Origin of the sequence: Acinetobacter junii, assembly GCF_018336855.1 — a bacterium.
Taxonomy (GTDB): domain Bacteria; phylum Pseudomonadota; class Gammaproteobacteria; order Pseudomonadales; family Moraxellaceae; genus Acinetobacter; species Acinetobacter junii.
In genome coordinates this window covers 1,764,870-1,784,520 of record NZ_CP059558.1, presented here as the reverse complement: position 1 = coordinate 1,784,520, position 19,651 = coordinate 1,764,870, and the positions used below count along the sequence as shown (strand labels likewise).

The 19,651-nt window shown below is 37.2% G+C and carries 18 protein-coding genes; 13 read left to right on the top strand and 5 right to left on the bottom strand.

The window, feature by feature from the left end:
- The first annotated feature begins 59 nt into the window (after positions 1-59).
- The 10 genes from frr to lpxA are packed head-to-tail and all read left to right on the top strand — an operon-like array spanning position 60 to position 10,195.
- Positions 60-614, top strand: a complete 555-nt coding sequence (gene frr / locus H2677_RS08415; protein ID WP_004915629.1) for a ribosome recycling factor — start codon at positions 60-62, stop codon at positions 612-614.
- A gap of 5 nt (positions 615-619) precedes the next feature.
- A complete protein-coding gene (uppS, locus tag H2677_RS08410; protein WP_004915632.1) occupies positions 620-1,369 on the top strand; it encodes a polyprenyl diphosphate synthase in 750 nt (249 codons plus the stop codon).
- A 2-nt stretch (positions 1,370-1,371) separates the two neighbouring features.
- Positions 1,372-2,196 (top strand): phosphatidate cytidylyltransferase, encoded by an 825-nt coding sequence (locus H2677_RS08405; RefSeq protein WP_004954552.1) that lies wholly within the window; start codon positions 1,372-1,374, stop codon positions 2,194-2,196.
- Positions 2,197-3,393 carry a 1-deoxy-D-xylulose-5-phosphate reductoisomerase gene (gene ispC / locus H2677_RS08400; RefSeq protein ID WP_212638312.1) on the top strand — a complete coding sequence of 399 codons (1,197 nt, stop codon included), beginning with the start codon at positions 2,197-2,199 and terminating at the stop codon, positions 3,391-3,393.
- Between the two features lie 5 nt (positions 3,394-3,398).
- Positions 3,399-4,754, top strand: coding sequence for an RIP metalloprotease RseP (rseP, locus tag H2677_RS08395; protein ID WP_004915640.1), 1,356 nt, complete (start codon positions 3,399-3,401; stop codon positions 4,752-4,754).
- Between the two features lie 32 nt (positions 4,755-4,786).
- Positions 4,787-7,318, top strand: coding sequence for an outer membrane protein assembly factor BamA (bamA, locus tag H2677_RS08390; RefSeq protein ID WP_212638311.1), 2,532 nt, complete (start codon positions 4,787-4,789; stop codon positions 7,316-7,318).
- A gap of 43 nt (positions 7,319-7,361) precedes the next feature.
- The gene (locus H2677_RS08385) at positions 7,362-7,844 is read left to right on the top strand and encodes an OmpH family outer membrane protein (RefSeq protein WP_004915646.1); all 483 of its coding nucleotides are present in this window, start codon (positions 7,362-7,364) and stop codon (positions 7,842-7,844) included.
- 3 nt (positions 7,845-7,847) lie between these two features.
- A complete protein-coding gene (gene lpxD, locus H2677_RS08380) occupies positions 7,848-8,918 on the top strand; it encodes a UDP-3-O-(3-hydroxymyristoyl)glucosamine N-acyltransferase (protein WP_212638310.1) in 1,071 nt (356 codons plus the stop codon).
- A gap of 6 nt (positions 8,919-8,924) precedes the next feature.
- A complete protein-coding gene (fabZ, locus tag H2677_RS08375; protein WP_004915652.1) occupies positions 8,925-9,410 on the top strand; it encodes a 3-hydroxyacyl-ACP dehydratase FabZ in 486 nt (161 codons plus the stop codon).
- Positions 9,407-10,195, top strand: coding sequence for an acyl-ACP--UDP-N-acetylglucosamine O-acyltransferase (gene lpxA, locus H2677_RS08370; RefSeq protein ID WP_004954536.1), 789 nt, complete (start codon positions 9,407-9,409; stop codon positions 10,193-10,195). The genes fabZ and lpxA overlap by 4 nt, the downstream gene beginning before the upstream one ends.
- Before the next feature lie 57 nt (positions 10,196-10,252).
- Here lpxA and H2677_RS08365 read toward each other — a convergent pair whose 3' ends face one another.
- On the bottom strand, positions 10,253-11,179 hold the full coding sequence (locus H2677_RS08365) for an AraC family transcriptional regulator (protein ID WP_004954535.1): 927 nt from the start codon (positions 11,177-11,179) through the stop codon (positions 10,253-10,255).
- A gap of 189 nt (positions 11,180-11,368) precedes the next feature.
- Here H2677_RS08365 and H2677_RS08360 point away from each other — a divergent pair, with 189 nt between their 5' ends.
- Entirely contained in the window at positions 11,369-12,607 is a 1,239-nt protein-coding gene (locus tag H2677_RS08360; RefSeq protein WP_212638309.1) for an alkane 1-monooxygenase, read from the top strand.
- 165 nt (positions 12,608-12,772) lie between these two features.
- Positions 12,773-14,125, top strand: a complete 1,353-nt coding sequence (gene gorA, locus H2677_RS08355) for a glutathione-disulfide reductase (protein WP_212638308.1) — start codon at positions 12,773-12,775, stop codon at positions 14,123-14,125.
- A 70-nt stretch (positions 14,126-14,195) separates the two neighbouring features.
- Here the strand turns inward: gorA and H2677_RS08350 are convergent, their stop codons facing one another.
- The 4 genes from H2677_RS08350 to H2677_RS08335 all read right to left on the bottom strand — a co-directional run bounded on the left by H2677_RS08350 (position 14,196) and on the right by H2677_RS08335 (position 18,816).
- Positions 14,196-15,395, bottom strand: a complete 1,200-nt coding sequence (locus tag H2677_RS08350; protein WP_212638307.1) for an acyl-CoA dehydrogenase family protein — start codon at positions 15,393-15,395, stop codon at positions 14,196-14,198.
- Between the two features lie 22 nt (positions 15,396-15,417).
- The gene (locus tag H2677_RS08345) at positions 15,418-16,704 is read right to left on the bottom strand and encodes an acyl-CoA dehydrogenase family protein (protein WP_212639596.1); all 1,287 of its coding nucleotides are present in this window, start codon (positions 16,702-16,704) and stop codon (positions 15,418-15,420) included.
- Positions 16,705-16,940: 236 nt separating this feature from the next.
- The gene (locus H2677_RS08340; RefSeq protein ID WP_212638306.1) at positions 16,941-18,314 is read right to left on the bottom strand and encodes an ABC1 kinase family protein; all 1,374 of its coding nucleotides are present in this window, start codon (positions 18,312-18,314) and stop codon (positions 16,941-16,943) included.
- Positions 18,315-18,510: 196 nt separating this feature from the next.
- Positions 18,511-18,816: a hypothetical protein gene (locus tag H2677_RS08335; RefSeq protein ID WP_212638305.1), complete on the bottom strand. Its 306-nt coding sequence runs from the start codon at positions 18,814-18,816 to the stop codon at positions 18,511-18,513.
- A gap of 161 nt (positions 18,817-18,977) precedes the next feature.
- Between H2677_RS08335 and ybaK the strand changes: the two genes are divergently transcribed.
- On the top strand, positions 18,978-19,445 hold the full coding sequence (gene ybaK, locus H2677_RS08330; RefSeq protein ID WP_004954520.1) for a Cys-tRNA(Pro) deacylase: 468 nt from the start codon (positions 18,978-18,980) through the stop codon (positions 19,443-19,445).
- The last annotated feature ends 206 nt before the right edge of the window (positions 19,446-19,651 follow it).

Genomic DNA, 19,651 nt, shown 5'->3' with positions numbered 1-19,651 from the left:
CTCTTTATACTAATGTTTAAATATTTTGTAATACCTAATGAATAAGTAAGGAAGATCATATGATTAACGATCTCAAAAAAGATAGCGAACAGCGCATGCAGAAAACACTTGATTCTTTAGAACAAGGTTTTGCTAAAGTTCGTACTGGACGTGCTCACCCATCAATTTTAAATGGTGTGATGGTTCCTTACTATGGTTCTGACGTTCCTTTGAATCAAGTTGCTAACGTAGGTGTTGAAGATTCTCGTACGCTTATTGTTCAGCCATTTGAGCGTACAATGGTTTCTGCAATTGATAAAGCAATTCGTGAAAGTGATTTGGGTTTAAACCCAATTACAGCTGATTCAATTCGTGTACCTTTACCTGCGTTGACTGAAGAAACTCGTCGTGACATGCAAAAAGTTGCTCGTAATGAAGCTGAAAATGCAAAAGTTGCTATTCGAAACATTCGTCGTGATGTTTTAGGTGATATCAAAGCATTATTGAAGGAAAAAGAAATTTCTGAAGATGATGAACGCCGTGCTGGTGAAGATATTCAAAAGATCACAGATAAATATGTTGCAGAAGTAGATAAACGTCTAGCTGCAAAAGAAGCAGAATTAATGAAGGTCTAATTTTTATGACCTTACAAGAAGAACCGCTTCTTCCAAAACATGTTGCCATCATTATGGATGGCAACAATCGTTTTGCAAAAAAAAATAAATTGCAAAAAGGTGATGGGCATCGTGAAGGTAAGAATGTCCTTGATCCGATCGTTGAACATTGTAAAAGAGTGGGTGTTCAAGCTTTAACTGTTTTTGCATTTTCAAGTGAAAATTGGAATAGACCTCAGTTCGAAGTTGATTTGTTAATGAAATTGTTAGAAGACACAATTCATGAACAATTACCTCGAATGGAAAAATTCAATATAGCATTACGTTTCATTGGTGATCGTTCTAAATTATCAAATGAATTAAAAGATTTAATGTTATATGCAGAACAAAAAACGGCATCTTTCAATTCTATGACTTTAACGATTGCAATCAGTTATGGCGGAATGTGGGATATGGCGCATGCAGCCAAGTGTATCGCTCAAGATGTTGTAGATGGAAAAGTTCAAGTAGATCAGATAAATGTTGATTTATTCGATAAATATGTCAGTCTAAATGACTTACCTGCCGTAGATTTATTAATACGTACAGGTGGGGATTATCGTTTATCTAACTTCTTACTTTGGCAAGCGGCATATGCAGAATTGTATTTTACAGATACATTATGGCCTGAGTTTACAGTAAAAGAATTAGACCACGCTTTTGATGTATTTTCAGGGCGAGAAAGACGTTTTGGTAAAACATCTGAACAGATTCAACAAGCGAAAATAGAGAATTAATAATGTTAGAGCGGATTATAACCGCATTGGTATTAGTTGCTGTTGTTTTAAGTTGCATGTTTGCAACGCAATCACATTATCCAATGTTTATTCTTATGATCTTAGCTGCGGGGGTGGCTGGATATGAGTGGTTTAAACTTATGCCTCATGGCGAAGCACTGGTTTCAAAGCCTAAAGCTTGGATTTATGGTGGATGCGTAGCAGCAGTTTCAACTCTTGCGTTGTTTTTTGATGATGTTGCTTTATTACTGTGGGCTGCATCTATTTTAACTTGGCTAGGTAGTATTTACTGGGTCAAAAACTTCCCTGAATCTGATAACTGGTACAATGTATCTTTGTATGCCATAGGTTTTATCCTAATTTCTGCTGCGGTCACCGCATTATATTCAGTTTGGCATAGTTCGCCATGGTGGTTAATGTATTTGTTCCTTCTTGTTTGGGGAGCGGATAGTGGTGCATATTTTGTCGGTCGTAAGTTTGGTAAGAAAAAACTTGCTCCAACAGTTAGCCCAAATAAATCAGTTGAAGGATTATATGGTGGTGTTGCGACGACAGTAATTATTATGTTGGTTGTACAATATTCATATTTAAATTTAACTGCTATTCAACTTATCCTATTTTTAGTTCTATCAATCATCACAGTCTTTGCATCTGTTCTAGGTGACTTGTTTGAGTCAATGATTAAACGCCGTGCTGGAATCAAAGATTCTGGTCGCGTTTTGCCTGGACATGGTGGTGTACTTGACCGAATTGATTCTTTGCTTGCGGCAGCACCAATTTTTGCTGCAGGTATGTATATTTTGAAACTCATTGGTGTAGATCTTTAAATGACGCAAGCTGTATGTATATTGGGTGTCACTGGTTCAATTGGTCAAAGTACATTAAAAGTATTGGAGCAGCATCCAGACCAATACAATGTGTTTGCAGTCTCTGCATATAGTCGTTTAGATGAACTTTTAAAAATATGTAAGCAACATCGTCCAAAAGTTGTTGTTGTGCCTAATGAAAAAGCACTTGAGTTAAAACAACTTTTTAATCAAGAAAATTTAATAAATATAGAGATACTCACTGATCAATCTGGCTTGATTGCAATCGCTGAACATGCCGATGTTGATATTGTCATGGCAGCAATTGTGGGTGCTGCAGGATTACTTCCTACTTTGGCGGCTGTAAAAGCTGGCAAAAGAGTACTCCTAGCAAATAAAGAATCATTAGTTATGTCAGGTGATATTATGATGCAGGCTGCACGTCAGCATGGTGCATTATTATTACCTGTTGATTCTGAGCATAATGCGATTTTCCAGTCTTTACCGCATGATTATCTGGATGTAGAAAGAACAGGACAGCCTCAGTTAGGTGTTTCTCAAATCTTATTAACGGCTTCAGGTGGACCTTTTTTAAATCATACTCTTGATCAATTAAAAGATGTGACACCTCAACAAGCTTGTAAACATCCGAATTGGTCAATGGGACAAAAAATCTCAGTCGATTCTGCCACTTTAATGAATAAAGGTCTTGAGCTTATCGAGGCTTGTCATTTGTTTTCAATTTCAGAACATTTTGTTACAGTCGTGGTTCATCCACAAAGTATCATTCATTCAATGGTGCAATATGTGGACGGTTCAACTTTGGCACAAATGGGAAATCCTGACATGTGTACTCCAATTGCACATGCGTTGGCTTGGCCAAAACGTTTAAAAACAGATGTTCCTGCATTAAACCTATTTGATGTAGCTCACTTAAATTTTCAATCTCCTGACATTATTCGTTTTCCTGCATTAGATCTTGCACGTCAAGCCATGCGTGCTGGTGGGTTGGCACCAACTGTACTCAATGCTGCAAATGAAGTTGCAGTAGCAGCATTTTTAAAACAGCAGATAGGTTTCACACAAATACCACAAGTCGTCGATTATGCTTTGCAAAATGTACAAAATGCTAAAGCAGAAAATATAGACATCATTTTGCATACTGATATGATCGCAAGACAAATTGCTGAAAAACACATTGTGGATATAGGAGGCTAAATCGTATGAATGCACTGTTTATGATTGTTGCAGCGATTTTGTTGCTTGGTCCATTAATTGCGATTCATGAATTTGGTCATTATTGGGTGGCACGTAAACTCGGCGTAAAAGTTCTAGTATATTCAATTGGTTTTGGTCCTACTTTATTAAAATGGCAGTCTAAAAAATCAGGTATTCAATATCAATTGTCAGCATTACCACTTGGTGGCTACGTAAAAATGCTAGATGAACGAGAGGGAAATGTTGCTGCTGAAGATTTGCCGTATGCTTTTAATCGTCAGTCTCCTTGGAAGCGTATAGCTATTGTTGCAGCAGGTCCTTTAATCAATTTGATCTTTGCTATTTTCCTATTTTGGATTCTATTTTTACCTGCTCAAGAACAGCTTAACACGCGTATTGGTAAAATTATGCCAAACACACCAGCTGCTCAAGTTGATTTAAAAGTTGGTGATAAAATCATAGAGGTGGATGGGCAAACAACGCCGACATGGGAAAAATTAAACTATACGCTTGTTGATAGAGTTGGCGAAACTGGACAAGTTTCAGTTGTTGTTGATCGGAATGGTACTGAGAAGCAATTTAGTTTACCGATTAAAGATTTTTTAAAGGATCAGAGCCAATCACCATTGGATGTTTTAGGCTTTCTTCCATACCGTCCAGTGATTCCTGCAACTGTTAAAGAGCTAAGTGAAGATGGTGCAGCGATTCGTCAAGGCATGAAAGTTGGTGATCGTATAGTTTCGATCAATGGTGTCGCCATGAAAGATTGGTTCGATGTTGTTGATGTAGTGCAAAAATCTCCTGAAAAATTACTCAATATTGCTGTTGATCGTAAAGGTCAAATTGTTAACTTACAGGTTATGCCTCAAGGTCAGCGCGATAATATGGGGAATGTATCGGGCGTGCTTGGTGTGAAAAGTGATGTGGGTAAGATCACAATCCCGAATGAATACAAGCAAACAATCCAATATTCACCACTAGAAGCTTTAGGTGTTGCAGTTGATAAAACTGTTCAGCTCTCTAATATGATTTTTAACTCAATTGTTAAAATGGTGCGTGGTTTAATTGGTTTGGATAATTTATCTGGTCCAATTACGATTGCAAAAGTTGCGGGTCAGAGTGCTGAAATGGGATGGCAAACATTTATATCCTTTATGGCATTGATGAGTGTAAGTTTGGGTATTTTAAATCTATTGCCTATTCCTATGCTCGATGGTGGTCATTTAGTTTATTACTTTATCGAAGCAATTCGTGGTAAACCTGTTTCTGAACAAATACAGATATTTGGTCTAAAAGTTGGTATGGTACTGCTCGGTAGCATGATGCTTTTGGCTTTATTTAACGACTTCATGCGCTTATAAGCGCAAATGGAATTTAACTTACTGGAAAATATATGGGCATGCGTCACACACATTTATTAATGCCTTTGGCACTGGTTAGTGCGATGGCAGCGGTACAACAAGTATACGCAGCAGATGAGTTTCTTGCACAAGATATACGAATTGATGGCCTTGTGCGTTTAACACCTGCGAGTATCTATTCGATGTTACCAGTAAATAGTGGCGACAGAGTCAGCGATCCAATGATTGCCGAATCGATTCGTACTCTTTATGCTTCAGGTCTTTTTGATGATATTAAGGCATTTAAAGAAAATAATGTCCTTGTTTTCAAAGTGATTGAACGCCCTGTAATTTCAAAATTGGAATTTAAAGGCAATAAACTTATTCCTAAAGAAGCCTTAGAACAAGGTTTGAAAAAGATGGGAATTGCTGAGGGTGAAGTTTTCAAAAAATCTGCTTTGCAGATTATTGAAACAGAACTTGAGCAGCAATATACACAACAAGGTCGTTATGATGCTGATGTAACGGTAGAAACTGTTGCTCGACCGAATAATCGCGTTGAATTAAAATTGAATTTCAACGAAGGTACTCCAGCAAAAGTTTTTGATATCAATATTATTGGTAATACGGTATTTAGTGACAGTGATATTAAACAGGCTTTTGCTGTTAAGGAAAGTGGTTGGGCATCTGTCGTTACACGTAATGACCGTTATGCACGTGAGAAAATGGCTGCGAGCTTAGAGGCTTTACGCGCTTTATATTTAAATAAAGGTTATATCAACTTTAATATTATTAACTCGCAATTGAATATCAGTGAAGATAAAAAGAATATCTTTATTGAAGTATCAGTTGATGAGGGTAGCCAGTTTAAATTTGGCGAAACAAAATTCTTAGGCGATGCTTTATATAAGCCGGAAGAATTACAAGCTCTAAAACTTTATAAAGATGGTGAAACTTATTCACAAGAAAAAGTGAATGCTGTAAAACAATTATTGCTTCGGAAGTATGGTAATGCTGGTTATTACTACGCTGAGGTAAACGTAGTTCCTGAGATTAATAATCAGACTGGTATCGTTAATTTAAATTACTATATCAATCCAGGTCAGCAAGTTACAGTTCGTCGTATCAATTTCACTGGTAATAGTAAAACAGCTGATGAAGTTTTACGTCGTGAAATGCGTCAAATGGAAGGTGCATTGGCAAGTAACGAGAAAATTGATCTCTCTAAAGTTCGTTTAGAACGTACAGGTTTCTTCAAAACTGTAGATGTCAAACCAGTTCGTGTTCCAAATTCTCCTGACCAAGTTGATTTAAATGTGAATGTTGAAGAACAACATTCAGGTACAACAACTCTTGCTGTGGGTTATTCTCAGAATGGTGGTATTACATTCCAAGCGGGTCTGAGCCAAACTAACTTTATGGGTACAGGAAATCGAGTATCTGTTGATTTATCTCGTTCTGAAACTCAAGATTACTACAACCTCAGCGTAACTGACCCATACTTTACAATTGATGGTGTAAGCCGTGGTTACAACGTCTACTATCGTAAAACCAAGTTAAATGAAGATTATAACGTTAATAACTATGTAACTGACAGTTATGGCGGTAGTTTAAGCTTTGGTTATCCTATCGATGAAAATCAAAGCTTAAGTGCTTCTTTGGGTGTTGATAAGACCAAAGTTAGAACGGGTCCAAGTGTTTCAACTTATATTCGTGACTATTTATTAGCGAATGGTGGTAAAGCTACGGGTAAGTCTACTTGGTGTCCAAGTGGTAAATTTGAAGAAGATCAAGATGGGAAAGTTAAAACTGATCCTGTAACCGGTTTACCTATATGTGAGGGTGGTTACGAAGACTACGAAAGTGCATTTGAAGGCGAATTCTTAACCTATATGCTTAATTTGGGTTGGTCTTACAATACACTGAATCGTCCGATTTTCCCAACTTCGGGTATGTCACATCGAGTTGGTTTAGAAGTTGGTTTACCAGGCAGTGATGTTGAATACCAAAAAGTGACTTATGATGCGCAGGCATTTATGCCATTAGGTAATAATTTTGTACTACGTGGCTATGGTAAGTTGGGCTATGGTAATGACTTGCCGTTCTACAAAAACTTCTATGCAGGTGGTTATGGCTCTGTACGTGGTTATGAAAACAGTACTTTAGGTCCAAAATATCCGAGTGTCATTTTCCAAGAAACAGGAAAAAATGACCCGAATCCGGAAGAAGTTGGTGGTAACGCCCTAGTACAATTTGGTACTGAACTTGCGATACCTTTGCCATTCAAAGGTGATTGGACTCGTCAAGTAAGACCTGTAGTGTTTGCTGAGGGTGCACAAGTCTTCGATACACAATGTGATGTGCCTAAAGGCGATCTTTTAGTTGATGGTAATAGTGTTGATATCAAACAATATTGTAAAGATAACTATAAGTTTGATTTTGGCAACATGCGTTACAGTGTTGGTGTTGGTTTTACTTGGATTACGATGATCGGTCCTTTATCTCTAAGCTATGCATATCCGCTTAATGATAAGAAAGGCGATGATACAAAATCTATTCAATTTGAAATCGGTCGTACTTTCTAAGTACGACTTTCCCCTAAAAATATAGAAAAGGAAGTAAGAAATAATGAAAAGATTATCAATATTGATGGTTGCTTTAGGTTTAACGGTTACAGCAAATGCAGGTGGTATTGCGGTTGTAGACTTAGCTAAAGTCGTTGAAAGTAGTACATATCTAAAGCAGCAAAATGCGAGTTTAGGTCAATCGGTAAAACCTACTTCGACTAAACTAGAGCAGTTAGGTAAAGAAATTGAAGGTCTTCAACAGAAAGCTCAATCAGCGAATCAAGCTGACTTACAAAAACTTTCTGCTCAATACCAAGCTAAAGTTAATGAATTCAATACAACTCAACAAAGTTTACAAACTAAAGTACAGTCATCTCTACAAACGATGAATACAACTTTTGAAAATCGTGTAAAGCAAGCTGCTGAACAATTGAGAAAAGAGAATAACTTAGACTTTATTTTAAATAAAAATTCTACGATTGCCTCTGACGCTCAGTATGATTTAACTGATAAAATGATCCAAAAGGTCAATGCAATGAAATAATCAATGAATAGACGTAGTTATCGTTTAGAAGAGATTGCTCACCTTGTACAAGGTGAGTATATCGGTCAAAAAGATTTTCAGATTCATAATTTAGCAAGTTTAGAAAACGCACAGAATTATCACATTTGCTTTGTAAATGGTGAAAAATACTTAGCACAAGCTCAGGCTAGTCAGGCGGGTGCATACATTGTCACTGAAGCATTAAAAGAACAATTAAGCTCAAAACACAACTTTATCGTTGTTTCAAATCCCTATTTAGCTTTCGCTATGCTCACACATGTATTTGATAAAAAAAATGTGCAAAGAGGAATCGAAAGTACTGCTCAAATTCATCCTTCTGCCATCATTGCTGATGATGCCTATATTGGTCATTATGTTGTGATTGGAGAAAATTGTGTTGTTGGAAGTAATACCGTTATTCAATCCCAAGTCCATCTAGATGATGATGTGGAAATAGGAAAGGATTGCTTCATTGACTCTCATGTAACCATCACTGGTGAATCTAAACTCAAAGATCGTGTACGCATTCATGCTAATACGACGATTGGTTCAGAGGGATTCGGTTTTGCACCATATCAAGGTAAATGGCATCGTATCGCTCAATTAGGTTCGGTATTAATCGGTAATGATGTTCGAATCGGTTCAAATTGTTGTATTGATCGTGGTGCATTAGATAATACTATTCTCGATGATGGTGTCATTATTGATAATCTTGTGCAAATCGCCCATAACGTACAAATTGGTCAAAACACAGCGATAGCTGCGAATTGTGCAATTGCAGGAAGTGTGCGAATTGGCAAAAACTGTATCATAGGTGGTGGAAGTGCGGTTGCGGGACATTTAAATATTGCGGATAATGTGACGTTGACTGGAATGTCAATGGTCACAAAAAATATTTCTGAAGCTGGAACGTTTTCTTCTGGAATTGGTCTTTTTGAAAATAACCATTGGAAAAGAACGGTTGTACGCCTAAGACAATTAGCAGATGTGCCATTGACCCAAATCACTAAAAGGCTTGATCATATGCAAGCTCAATTAGAGTCCCTTGAATCAACCCTTAAGTTACGTAAATAATTTATTATGACTGAGTCAACATCTCCAGCATTTACTATGCCTGAATTACCGATGGATATTCTTACAATTCGTGAATATTTACCTCATCGTTACCCATTTTTATTAGTTGATCGAGTTACGGAAGTTACTGAGAATAGTATCGTTGGTTATAAGAACGTATCTATTAATGAAGAGTTTCTCCAAGGGCATTTCCCGACATATCCAATTATGCCTGGTGTTTTGATCATTGAGGCTCTCGCTCAAGTGTCTGGAATTTTAGGTTTTGTTTTAACCAATCAGAAGCCAAAAGCAGGTTCATTGTTCCTTTTTGCAGGTGCGGAGAAAATAAGATTTAAGAAACAAGTTGTCGCGGGCGATCAGCTTATCTTAAAATCTGAGCTAGTTATGCAAAAACGTGGCATTTACAAGTACAATTGTAGTGCCAGTGTTGACGGTAAGATTGCCGCGACGGCTGAGATTATTATTTCCCATCAGAAAATTGAGCAGACATGAGTAGTCAAAATTTAATTCATCCAACCGCAATTATTGACGCATCTGCAGAAATTGCATCTGATGTACAAATTGGACCGTATTGTATTATTGGTCCAAATGTAACTATTGATGCAGGCACAAAATTACGTTCGCATGTTGTGGTCGGGGGATTTACTAAAATTGGAAAAAATAACGATATTTTCCAATTTTCGAGTATCGGGGAAATTTGCCAAGATTTGAAATATCAAGGCGAAGAGACATGGTTAGAGATAGGCGATCACAACGCTATTCGTGAACATTGTACCTTACACAGAGGTACTGTTCAGGATCAAAGTATTACCAAAATTGGTAGCCACAATTTATTAATGGTAAATACCCATATTGCCCACGATTGTGTTATTGGTAATCATAATATTTTTGCTAATAATGTTGGTGTAGCGGGTCACGTACATGTAGGTGATCATGTGATCGTAGGTGGAAATGCTGGTATTCATCAGTTCTGCCGAATCGATTCGTATAGCATGATTGGTGGTGCGGCGCTTATTCTTAAAGATGTGCCTGCTTATGTGATGGCTTCAGGTAATCCTGCACATGCATACGGAATGAATATTGAAGGTATGCGTCGTAAAGGATGGTCAAGAAATACGATACAAGGTTTAAGAGAAGCGTATAAGTTGATCTATAAATCAGGTTTGACGACTGAACAAGCGATTGCGCAAATTCGAGATGAAATTCTTGAAAATACGCCTGAAGCACAACTCTTTATTGATTCATTAGAAAAATCAACTCGCGGCATTGTTCGTTGATTTATATCTGATTGAATTTGAAAAAGACACTTAGGTGTCTTTTTTGTTTTTTATATCTTAACTTTCTAAAAATTTTTGGCGATACGGTTTGGGTGATAATTCATATGTACGTTTAAAAGCTTGGCTAAATGCTGTTTCAGACGTGTATCCCACCATATTGGCAATTTGTTGAATAGAGTAGTTACTTTTGCGTAAATACTTGCTTGCGAGTCTCATACGGTGTTGCTGTAGATAGGCAAGGGGTGATTCTCCAATCACCTCATGAAACAGGCTTGCAAACTTTGAGCGAGACATACAGCATTGTTCCGCAAGGCTTTCAACAGTCCATGCTAATTCAGGTTGATTATGAATTGATGCTAAAGCATAGCTCAGTTCTGGATGATTAAGTGCACTCAGCCAGCCATGTTTAGTTGAAATATTTTGAATGTGGTCTCTAATACATTTGATCAGTAAAATACTTACAAGATGATCGATAATGATATCTCGACCTGCTTGAATATTTTGTGTTTCGAGGGCTAGAAAATGCAAACCGATTTGTAGCCATTCAGGCGCAGTTGTTTCGCCATGTTGTACATGAATGACTTCTGGCAAGGCTTGCATGAACGGACGAGCCATGATGGTATCCATTTGACAACGGACGGTTAGAATCAGATTTTTTTCTACTGACTCGGTACCAAACTCGATGGCTTCATTTTTATGTCCATCAAACAAATTAGAAATATCTAAAGCATTAACTAACTTTCTTACCGCATTATCAGCTCCAGTATGTTGCTTTCCAGAGGTTATAATGACAATTTCACCTGCGTTCGCAGTTAAACTATTTTGTGAATTTAATTGAATATAAACAGATCCAACCAAAACGATGTGGACGATAAGAGCAGGTTGCTCATGACATAAAAATGACCATTCTCCTTGTGTTTTCAAGTAGATATATTCGGTTCGATTGAGATGTATATCATCAAAAATTTTACTTAAAGCATCCATAAGAACAATAATTTTATATTTCAGTTAGATTATAGGAAGCAGGGTTAATAATTCAATATGTGTTTAAGGGACAAAAACAGGGTGGATTATGCCAAAGACGCTGACATAGGTTTTTTGGACGTTTGCTACTGTCATGTCAATCATTTTCAATCAAAATATGTATATATATACAAAGACATGGATATGATTATGAATGCGCCAGTAAATGTAGAGCAGCCACTTGCGCCTCTAGCAAAATCAAAGTTAGAGTTGGATCGTAAACGTTATTTATGGGCAATTAGTCCTGCATTACCAGTGATTGGTATTGGGATATTAGGTGGTTACCAACTTGCACCACGCCCACTGAAAAAGATCTTTGCTTTAGGTGGTCCTATCTTACTTCATATTGTGATTCCTGCAATTGATACTATCGTAGGGAAAGATGCAAATAACCCAACATCTGAGGAAGTGAAGTTACTAGAACAAGATCCATACTATGCTCGTCTTGTTAAAAGTTTCATTCCTTTACAATATGCTGCAAACATTTATGCGTGTTATTTAACTAGTCGTAAAGATACTTCTTTCCTAGATAAAATTTTACTTGGTATTTCAATGGGTGCGATTAACGGTATTGCAATCAATACTGCGCATGAGCTTAGCCATAAGCATGATCGTCTTGATCATATTTTATCGCACTTAGCGCTTGTACCAACTGGCTATAACCATTTCCGCGTTGAACATCCTTATGGTCACCATAAACGTGCTGCTACACCAGAAGATCCAGCATCTTCTCAAATGGGCGAAACGTTCTATGAGTTTTGGCCACGTACAGTTTTCGGTTCTTTGAAATCTGCGATTGAGATCGAAACGACTCGTCTAAAACGTAAAGGCAAAGAGTTCTGGTCATTAGACAATGAGTTGCTTCAAGGTTGGGGAATGAGCGCAGCTTTCCATGGTTCTATGGTTGGTATATTCGGCAAAGGCGTGATTCCTTATTTAGCGACTCAAGCATTCTACGGAATCAGTTTGTTTGAAGTGATTAACTACATCGAACACTATGGTTTGAAACGTCAAAAAGATGCAAATGGTAAGTATCAACGTACAATGCCAGAGCATAGCTGGAACAACAATAATATCGTAACGAACTTATTCTTGTATCAATTACAGCGTCATTCAGACCATCACGCGTATCCAACACGTCCATTCCAAGCATTGCGTCATTTCGACGAAGCGCCAGAATTGCCAAGTGGTTATGCAAGTATGCTATTACCAGCACTCATTCCACCTCTATGGTTTAAAATGATGGATAAACGAGTTGTTGAACACTACAAAGGTGATTTAAACAAAGCGAACATTTATCCTAAACGTCGTGCGAAAATCTTTAAGAAGTTTGGTGTTGTTGATCAATCGCTTGAACAAACATCTTTAGAGACTGTAACTACGGAATAAGCTGAAAAGCTGCTCCCAAAGCAGAAGCACCAATCAGAGATGATTGGTGCTTTTTTATTTTCTTGTATTAAAACCATTAAAAACAAAGGCTTTATATTTTTAATACTGTATATCTATTTAGATATTTAACTTTAAAAAGAATTTCTGATTATTTAAGAGGCAAACATGACAAAACATTATGATTATATTGCTATAGGTGGTGGGAGTGGTGGTATTGCATCAGTCAATCGAGCGGCAATGTATGGAATGAAATGTGCCTTGATTGAAAGGTCTGAAATTGGTGGAACATGTGTAAATGTCGGTTGTGTACCCAAGAAAGTAATGTGGTATGCAGCACATATCGCTGAATCAATCCATAAATATGCTGAGGATTATGGATTTAATACCCAAATAGAATCTTTTAATTGGCAAACTTTAGTTAAAAACAGACAAGCCTATATAGATCGAATTCATCAATCATATGAAAATAGCCTAAGTAAAAATAATGTGGATTTGATACAAGGTGCTGCCCAATTTGTAAATCAAAATACAATTGAAGTGAATGGTGAAATTTTCACTGCTGATCATATATTGATTGCAACAGGCACACAGCCATTATTGCCTAAGATTGAAGGTGTTGAATATGGAATTGATTCCAATGGCTTTTTTGAACTGAGTGCTTTACCAAAAACAACAGCAGTTATTGGTTCTGGATATATTGCTGTTGAGCTTGCAGGGGTATTAAATGCATTAGGCTCACAAGTTGGATTGTTCATTAGAAAAGATTTTCCTGTCAGAAGATTTGATCAGTTCTTAAGTGAAACTTTGGTTGAGGTAATGCAAGCTGATGGCGTGAAAATTCATACACAAGCTATCCCTCAAAAAGTGACTAAAAATATTGATGGTTCAGTTAATTTACATCTCGAAAATGGTGAGGTGCATAAAGTCGATTGCCTAATTTGGGCGACTGGACGCGAGCCACATACAGCAAATCTAAATTTAGATAAAGCAAATGTTCAGTTGAACGATCGTGGTTATATTGAAGTTGATAAATTCCAAAATACAACTCAGAAAGGGATTTATGCTGTTGGTGATATTACTGGAAAAATGGAACTCACACCTGTTGCTGTTGCTGCAGGTCGGAGACTATCTGAACGATTATTTAACAATAAACCAAATGAATATCTAGATTATGAAAATATCCCAACAGTGGTGTTTAGCCATCCACCGATAGGAACTGTTGGTATTGCAGAACAAGAAGCGATTGAGCAGTACGGAGAGCAGTCAGTAAAAGTCTATAATTCTTCTTTTACCGCTATGTATAGTGCAATTACACAGCATCGCCAGCCAACCAAAATGAAATTGGTTTGTGTTGGTGAAGAGGAAAAAATTGTGGGTATCCATGGTATAGGTTTTGGCATGGATGAAATACTACAAGGTTTTGCAGTCGCTTTGAAAATGGGGGCAACAAAAAGAGATTTTGATAATACCGTTGCAATTCATCCGACTTCTGCGGAAGAGTTTGTGACGATGAGATAAACGAGAATTATATTTCAAAAAAAGGACGTTAATTTAACGTCCTTTTTATTAGTTTTCGAATTAAGCCAAATTATTTCAATTCGCTCGATGATTTACCCAATTCTCGACGTGCGATGATCAATTGCTGAATCTGTTGAGTACCTTCAAAAATATCTAGAATTTTTGAGTCACGTGCCCATTTTTCCAGTAATTCATCTTCACCATAACCTACACTTGCAGCAAGTTCTACACATTTGAGCGTGATTTCATTACCAACACGACCAGCTTTAGCTTTGGCAATAGAAGCTTCTTTTGAGTTTGGTTTTTTGTTGTCTGCCATCCATGTGGATTTAACCATAAGCAGGCGAGCAGCTTCCCATTCAGCTTCCATCCGATAGATTTGCGCAGCTAAGTTTGAAGTTTGTAAATAAGGTGTTTTATAGTCTGGATCAAGCTGATCTTTGAAGATTTCTTTGATACGTTCGAGTGATGCTTTGGCACAACCAATCGCCATTGCTGCAACGAGAGGGCGTGTATTATCAAAGGTTTCCATAACTCCAGCAAAACCTTTTGCGACATCTATCTCAGGATTACCTAATAGATTGGCAGCAGGAACACGACAGTCTATGAAACTAATGACAGCAGTATCTGATGCTTTAATTCCTAGTTTATGCTCCAAACGTTCAACTTTCATTCCTGGCGTACCTTTGGGTACAACAAAGGATTTTATAGCTGCACGACCAAGCTTTTTATCTAGTGTTGCCCAAACTACAACTGAATCGGCACGATCACCTGAAGTGACAAAGATTTTTTCGCCATTTAAGATGTATTCATCACCATCTTGAGTTGCAGTCGTACGAATAGCAGCTGAGTCCGAACCACAACCTGGTTCAGTAATTGCCATGGCTGCCCAAGTCCCTTTAAAACGTTCAAGTTGCTCGTCATTTGCTACTGCCGCTATAGCAGAGTTACCCAAGCCTTGGCGAGGCATACTTAACAATAAACCCGTATCGCCATAGCACATTTCGATAATACCGAGAGCAGTCGACATATTATTGCCGTTTTTGTTACCTGACTCAGTTTCTCCACGTTTGCCAACGGCAGCACCTGCATTTATTCCTTCACCACCTTCATTCATGCCATCAATTAATGATGCCAACATATCCAATTCTTTTGGATAGGTATGTTCGGCTTTGTCATACTTTCTTGAAATTGGGCGCAGTACATTCAAAGCAACTTCATGTGCCTGATCGACCATCATTTTGAATTTTTTAGGATTTTGTAAATTCATTGTAATATCCTCGAATGATCAATTAAGCATGTAAGCCAGAATGTAAGATTGCAGTAGCACGCAAATCACGATACCAACGTTCAACAGGGTGTTCTTTTGTAAAACCATGACCACCTAGGATCTGTACACCATCCGTACCGATTTTCATAGATTTTTCAGCGCACAAAAGTCTTGCAAGGTAAGCTTCACGATGAAATGGTTGACCCGCTTCAGCTAAGCTTGCTGCATTGAGCACCAACATGCGCATTGCATCAATTTCAATAGCCATATCTGCAATCATGAAGGCAACACTTTGACGATGAGATATAGGCTCACCGAAAGCTGTACGTTCATTTGCATATTTGATGCAGTATGCTTTGATCGCCTCGCACGTACCTACAGCCATCGCACACCACATCAAGTTACCCAGATCTACAAATGCTGTGTAATCGAAATCAGCATCACCTAATCGTAAAGCTGGAGTTTGATTGAACTGTAAGGTAGCAGTTTCAGCAGCTTTTAGACCCATCGCTGGATTTGATTTGATGGCAATACTTTCATCACATTGCACGACAAAAATATCAGGTTGACCGTTATATTCTGCACTGACAAGGAATACATCAGATGTATTACCTAAAACGACTAAAGTCTTTTCACCTGTGATATAGAATTGACCATTTTGTTCGGTGGCTTTCGTTTTTAATTGGTATGGATTAAATGCAGGGGTTGCTTCTTGAAATGCAAATGTCGCTGTAATATCTGTGTCTTCAGCAAAACAAGGCAAATACATACTTTGTACTTGTGTTGATCCCCAACGAGTGATGGCATTGATCACGCTGAATGTGCTTAATAATCCAGCTGTAAGACTGAAATCACCTTTAGCTAAGTTTTCAGCAATTAGGATATTACTGACAATATTTTGTTCTGCGGCAACACCACCTAAAGCCTCAGGTAATGCATAGTAGTTCAAGCCTAAATCAACCAAATGCTGCCAAAGTTCTTCGGGGAATTGTGCATTGTGATCTGCATCATGTGCTAAATTGTAAAGCACTTCCTGAGCAAATTGTGACATAGCATCTGATGTCATTTGTTGCTCTTCAGTCAATCCTAAATCAAATAGATTTTTATTAACTTGATTTGGTAAACGTTGTTTGTCAATTGGTTGCGGTTTAAAAGCTTTCTGAGTTTTTGTTAGAACTTTAAAACCAGTTTTTGAACCTTGGTATAGAGACTTTTCTACAAACTTTCTTAATTTGAGTTGATCGAGCACTTCGCTTCCTGCGATTTTAGTGATCAATGATAGCCCGAGACCTTGAGCCTTATTCATCATATTTGACATGATTTTATCCTAGAGGATGATTGTGAATTTATGCTCGCATGCTAAAGCTAAAAAAACTATGTCTTCTTTGACGTGTCAATATTAGAAAGATAAAGGATTAATTAAGTGAATAAAGATAGATAAGTTTATGTTTTTAAATAATTTAAAAAAATGAAAAAAAATTATAGCAAAAAAAAATTGACCAAACTGACAGAGCAGATTGGTCAATATGACTGAATTAATTTGGTTTATGCAAATTGACGAATCATTTTGCGAACATTTGTCTTCGCCTCGATCACTGTCATGAAGGTATAAGCACCAATGAACTTACGGCTAATAAACATAAATTCTTTAGGAGGGACTGAGAAATAACGAGAAGCCATAGACTGAGCAGCTTGTTGCATTACGCGACTATGTAGTTGGCTTTTTTTCCAATCATAACGATCTTGTTCATCCATCACACCAGCAGGCATATCAGGATTATTGCTTGGGTTACTAAAAGCTTCGGTCGCAATTAAAAACACATCCGCCATACCTGGTTTTACACTTTCAGGCATCGAATCAAAAAATTCATAACCTGTCATCGCTTTAACCATAGCAGTTTTGTCATGATCATATCCTGCATGGATAAGATTCCGTGCGACAGAAAGTAGATTGTCATCAAATTGGCGAATTGCACCGAAGTCTAGCAATACAATCTTATCCTTTACATCATCACCATTGCCTAAGCGGACAAGGTAATTACCAAAATTAGGATCAGTTTGCATCTCACCCCATTCGAACAGCTCACGTACTGCAATTTCTAGTGAAGCTTCACCAAGTTGATTACGGCGCTCTTGAGGTAAAGAAAGCATAACAGGGCTGTTGATAGGTACTCCACGCTCAAATGTCATACACAGAACTTTGTCAGCACAGAATTCATCAACAATTTGTGGAACAATATAACGCGGGTCATCTTTCAAGCGTTCTGCGAAACGTCGAGTTGTCGCTGCCTCAATGTCATAATTCACTTCACGGTGCATCATTTCACGAACTTCATCAAACCACTGGTCGAACTCACGTGTTTGAGGAACCATTCGTGTGAGCTTCAGCATGTTTTTGAAAAGATTCATGTCAGAATCAATCGCTTCTGCAACACCAGGGTATTGAATCTTCAATACAACTTCTAAACCATCAGATTTACGAATCGCACGGTGAACTTGTGCCAATGATGCAGTACCGATTGGTTCATGATCAATCGTTAGATCATTGAGTTTTGAACCTAATTGCTCATGTAAGTGCGCTTTGATTGCAGGCCATGCTAAAGCAACAGTTTGATTATTTAGCGTATTGAGTGCTTGAGTGATTTCTTCTGGTAAGAAATGTTCACCATATAAAGCCATCATTTGTCCAATTTTAACAATTGAACCTTTTAATTTTCCAATTTCAGAGACCAAATAATGGGCTTGAACAGCCATCGCTTTTTTACGTTTCTTCTCTTTTTCTTCCTCACTAGAAAACATAGAGGTAGCACTTGCAGTTGCCCAACGAGTTCCAGCAAGTAAAGAAGCTTTTGCAATAGATAAGCGACGATCCACAGACGAGGTTTTTAGATTCTTGAGCTTATCGTTCTGATCTGACATGAAAGAAAAATCCTATGCTGAAATCGGAGGGGGAGGAAAGCCGAGAGTTAAATTGTAGTGGATATTACAGCGTTTGAACGTATTAAAATAGTTCAATCGCTTGAATTATCAGTCTAAATTTGTGATTTAAGTCAACAATATCTAAATAGCCTAAGCAAATTGGAGATGGCTTAAGTCAGCTATTTATACATATGTACTAAATTTTAAACTGAATTTTAAGGGCTGATTTACGTATTAGAGCTGCTCGGTTTGTATGTATATGCTTAATCAACATACGTTTGACAATACTATGATGAAAACCTAAAGCATGAGCTTTCACGATAATAATACTGGGTAATGTGAAGAAAAAGTACTTGGTGTCGTCTAAAGTCGCATTCTCGAAAATACCTTCTTCAACCAAAGTATCACGGAGAAATTGTTTTTCAGCTTGAACGGTAGAAGAAGATTCGTCATCCCAGTAGCTCTGACGCATCGCCATCAGATTATTATGTTTATAACTCATGAAGTTTTTGCGCCATTCTTAATTGCATTCAGTCTTTATATAAGGTTTGTAAAATAATTATCAAGAACTCTATTCAAAATAGCCTAAGCAAATTGAAAATATTTTTTTTAAAATGCTACACTTATCAAACTTAAGAATCATCGAAATAACCCAGATATCAAATGACACCAGCTTGTAAGTTATTGGAAAAAAACAAAATAGCATTCTCGATTCATGAATATGAACATGATGCTAACGCGAAGAGTTTTGGTTTAGAAGCTGCTGAAAAACTCAATTTACGTGTAGAAGAAGTCTTCAAAACATTAATGGTCACAGATGAAAAAAACTATTTTATTGCGATCTTACCTGTAAACCATCAACTCAATTTAAAAAAAGTTGCAGCAGCGGTGGGATGTAAGAAATTACAAATGGCAAATCCTAAAGATGCTGAACGTTTGACTGGTTATTTAGTTGGTGGAATTAGTCCATTAGGGCAGAAGAAACGTCTAAAAACCGTCATTGATGCGACGGCGCAGACATTTAATAAAATATATGTCAGTGGTGGGAAAAGAGGGCTGGATATTGGTTTAGATCCTAATGATCTAGCAAAGTTATTAAATGCAACTTTCTCTGATCTATTGGATAGTTAGAGACTTTATCAGACATCTATAGCTTATACTTTAATACTTCAATCTACTAAAACAATAAAATTTCAGATTCTCATTAGAATATATAATAATGAGAATTATTATCTTTTGTATCTATAATCATCTATTTCTTTATTTTATCTATATTAATCAATGTCTTGAATAATAAACTGCTAGGAAAATATTGTAATTGCTATTATAAATGATAA

Bases quoted from the DNA above. Each gene is read 5' to 3' on its own strand.
- H2677_RS08350 (WP_212638307.1), bottom strand. From the start codon at position 15,395: ATGAATTTACAAAATCCTAAAAAATTCAAAATGATGGTCGATCAGGCA.
- ybaK (WP_004954520.1), top strand. From the start codon at position 18,978: ATGACACCAGCTTGTAAGTTATTGGAAAAAAACAAAATAGCATTCTCG.
- uppS (WP_004915632.1), top strand. From the start codon at position 620: ATGACCTTACAAGAAGAACCGCTTCTTCCAAAACATGTTGCCATCATT.
- H2677_RS08360 (WP_212638309.1), top strand. From the start codon at position 11,369: ATGAATGCGCCAGTAAATGTAGAGCAGCCACTTGCGCCTCTAGCAAAA.
- bamA (WP_212638311.1), top strand. From the start codon at position 4,787: ATGGGCATGCGTCACACACATTTATTAATGCCTTTGGCACTGGTTAGT.
- H2677_RS08405 (WP_004954552.1), top strand. From the start codon at position 1,372: ATGTTAGAGCGGATTATAACCGCATTGGTATTAGTTGCTGTTGTTTTA.
- gorA (WP_212638308.1), top strand. From the start codon at position 12,773: ATGACAAAACATTATGATTATATTGCTATAGGTGGTGGGAGTGGTGGT.
- H2677_RS08365 (WP_004954535.1), bottom strand. From the start codon at position 11,179: ATGGATGCTTTAAGTAAAATTTTTGATGATATACATCTCAATCGAACC.
- fabZ (WP_004915652.1), top strand. From the start codon at position 8,925: ATGACTGAGTCAACATCTCCAGCATTTACTATGCCTGAATTACCGATG.
- frr (WP_004915629.1), top strand. From the start codon at position 60: ATGATTAACGATCTCAAAAAAGATAGCGAACAGCGCATGCAGAAAACA.
- lpxD (WP_212638310.1), top strand. From the start codon at position 7,848: ATGAATAGACGTAGTTATCGTTTAGAAGAGATTGCTCACCTTGTACAA.
- H2677_RS08385 (WP_004915646.1), top strand. From the start codon at position 7,362: ATGAAAAGATTATCAATATTGATGGTTGCTTTAGGTTTAACGGTTACA.
- H2677_RS08345 (WP_212639596.1), bottom strand. From the start codon at position 16,704: ATGATGAATAAGGCTCAAGGTCTCGGGCTATCATTGATCACTAAAATC.
- lpxA (WP_004954536.1), top strand. From the start codon at position 9,407: ATGAGTAGTCAAAATTTAATTCATCCAACCGCAATTATTGACGCATCT.
- H2677_RS08340 (WP_212638306.1), bottom strand. From the start codon at position 18,314: ATGTCAGATCAGAACGATAAGCTCAAGAATCTAAAAACCTCGTCTGTG.
- H2677_RS08335 (WP_212638305.1), bottom strand. From the start codon at position 18,816: ATGAGTTATAAACATAATAATCTGATGGCGATGCGTCAGAGCTACTGG.
- rseP (WP_004915640.1), top strand. From the start codon at position 3,399: ATGAATGCACTGTTTATGATTGTTGCAGCGATTTTGTTGCTTGGTCCA.
- ispC (WP_212638312.1), top strand. From the start codon at position 2,197: ATGACGCAAGCTGTATGTATATTGGGTGTCACTGGTTCAATTGGTCAA.